Source organism: Mycobacterium sp. (assembly GCF_032161845.1).
Classification (GTDB): Bacteria; Actinomycetota; Actinomycetes; order Mycobacteriales; family Mycobacteriaceae; genus Mycobacterium.
On sequence record NZ_JAVRQA010000165.1, the window covers coordinates 1 to 2637 of the forward strand.

A 2637-nucleotide genomic window follows, 5' to 3' on the forward strand; every position below is an offset into this window, starting at 1 on the left:
TCGGTGCCCAACACCGAGAACCTCGGCCTCGAGAAGGTCGGCATCGAGCTGGGAAGTGGCAATTACCTTGCAGTGGATCGCGTTTCGCGTACCTCTGCGGCCGGCATATACGCCGCCGGCGACTGCACCGGACTCCTGCCACTGGCGTCGGTGGCCGCCATGCAGGGCCGCATCGCGATGTATCACGCGCTCGGTGAGGGAGTGTCGCCCATTCGCCTGCGCACCGTTGCCGCCGCTGTCTTCACCCGCCCCGAGATCGCCGCCGTCGGCGTACCGCAGACCGCTATCGACAACGGGACGGTGCCCGCGCGCACGCTGATGCTGCCGCTGACCACCAACGCCAGAGCCAAGATGTCGCTGCTGCGCCGCGGCTTCGTCAAGATCTTCTGCCGACCGGCGACCGGAGTCGTCATCGGTGGGGTGGTCGTCGCGCCGATCGCCTCCGAATTGATCCTGCCTATCGCGCTGGCGGTGCAGAACAGGATCTCGGTCACGGACCTTGCCCAGACGCTATCGGTATACCCGTCACTGTCTGGATCGACGGTCGAGGCCGCTCGTCGCTTGATGGCGCACGACGATTTGGACTAGGGCCACGTAGGCTCGAACCCGTCCGCCTACCGACGAGTAACAAGGAGTCCTTGGTTGTGAGCGACGCTCGCGAGCGAACCATCGGCCCGGTTGCCGCCATCCCCGGCCCGGGCAACGGGCAGACCCTTCTCGGCCCCGAAGGGCGCGCCCAGGCCTGGGAACGCCTTGGCAACGAGCAATTCGACGTCGTCGTCATCGGCGGCGGGGTCGTCGGCGCGGGGGCAGCGCTCGATGCCGCCACCCGCGGCCTCAAGGTGGCGCTCGTCGAAGCGCGCGACTTCGCGTCCGGCACCTCGAGCAGGTCGTCGAAGATGTTCCACGGCGGCCTTCGCTACCTCGAGCAACTCGAGTTCGGGCTCGTCCGCGAGGCACTGCACGAACGCGAACTGTCCCTGACGACGCTGGCACCCCACCTGGTCAAGCCCTTGCCGTTCCTATTTCCACTGACCAAGCGACTGTGGGAGCGGCCCTACGTGGCGGCAGGCATCTTCCTCTACGACCAACTGGGCGGCGCGAAATCGGTTCCCGCGCAAAAGCACTTGCTCAAGGCCGGTGCGCTGAGATTGGCACCTGGGCTGAAGCGCAGTTCGTTGATCGGTGGAATCCGCTATTACGACACGGTGGTCGACGACGCCAGGCATACCATGACGGTGGCCCGCACGGCAGCCCACTACGGCGCGGTGGTGCGGACTTCGACACAGGTGGTGTCGTTGCTGCGCGAGGGTGACCGGGTGACGGGCGTGCGGGTGCGCGACTCCGAGGACGGCGCGGTCACCGAGGTTCGCGGGCACGTCGTCGTCAACGCCACCGGCGTCTGGACCGATGAGATCCAAGCCCTGTCCAAGGAGCGTGGTCGGTTCCGCGTGCGGGCGTCCAAGGGCGTTCACATCGTGGTGCCCCGCGACCGCATCGTCAGCGAAGTGGCGATCATCCTGCGGACCGCGAAGTCGGTGCTCTTCGTCATTCCGTGGGGTACGCACTGGATCATCGGCACGACCGACACCGACTGGAACCTGGACCTGGCGCACCCCGCTGCCACCAAGGCCGACATCGACTACATCCTGGAGACGGTCAACACCGTCTTGGCCACGCCGTTGAACCATGACGACATCGACGGCGTGTACGCGGGCCTTCGGCCGCTGCTGGCCGGGGAGAGCGAAGAAACCTCCAAGCTGTCGCGCGAGCACGCCGTGGCGACGCCATCGCCGGGTCTCGTCGCGATCGCCGGCGGCAAGTACACGACCTATCGGGTGATGGGCCAAGACGCCATCGACGCGGCCAGCGTGTTCATCCCGACCAGGGTGGCGACGTCGATCACCGAGAAGGTGCCGCTCATGGGCGCCGACGGCTACTTTGCCCTGATCAACCAGACCGAACACGTCGGCGCGCACTACAACTTGCACCCGTACCGGGTTCGGCATCTGCTGGACCGTTACGGATCGCTGATCGGCGAGGTGTTGGCGATGGCCGAGGGACGTCCAGAGTTGTTGACGCCCATCACCGAAGCGCCGGTTTACCTGAAGGTCGAGGCGTATTACGCCGCGGCCGCGGAGGGGGCGCTGCATCTCGAGGACATCCTGTCGCGGCGGATGCGCATCTCGATCGAGTATCCGCACCGCGGGGTCGACTGTGCGCGTGAGGTCGCCGAAGTCGTTGCCCCCGTGCTTGGTTGGAGCGCCGAGGACGTCGACCGCGAGGTGACGACCTATCGAGCCCGGGTCGAAGCCGAGGTGCTGTCGCAGACTCAGCCCGATGACGAGTCTGCCGATGCGTTGCGCGCGGCTGCCCCCGAGGCGCGTGCCGAAATCCTCGAGCCGGTGCCCTTGACGTGAGGCGCCCTGCGCCGCTGCCGGTGCGTGACGGCCTTGGGCCGGCGCGAGTGCGGTTGCGCGGTGGTGCGGTGCTCGTCGAGTTGGCGGACCGGTTCGGCGCGGATGCTGCTAGGAAAGTCCTTGCCGGAGAAGTGGTCTGCGCCGACGGAACCGTCGTTGATGCATCGACGATCCTTCCCCCCAACGCGCACGTCTACCTCTACCGTGACCTGCCCGA

At 66.9% G+C, this 2637-nt stretch carries 2 protein-coding genes and 1 pseudogene; all 3 read left to right on the plus strand.

The window, feature by feature from the left end; genetic code table 11:
* Nucleotides 1-588 (plus strand): oxidoreductase dimerization domain-containing protein (locus QOD90_RS09470; RefSeq protein ID WP_526348959.1); only part of this gene is annotated, 588 nt, incomplete at its 5' end.
* Nucleotides 589-668: 80 nt separating this feature from the next.
* On the plus strand, nt 669-2420 hold the full coding sequence (locus QOD90_RS09475) for a glycerol-3-phosphate dehydrogenase/oxidase (protein ID WP_526348961.1): 1752 nt from the start codon (nt 669-671) through the stop codon (nt 2418-2420).
* Nucleotides 2417-2637 (plus strand): annotated as a pseudogene (locus tag QOD90_RS09480) (pseudouridine synthase); the annotation flags it as partial. The gene QOD90_RS09475 and the pseudogene QOD90_RS09480, both read left to right, overlap by 4 nt.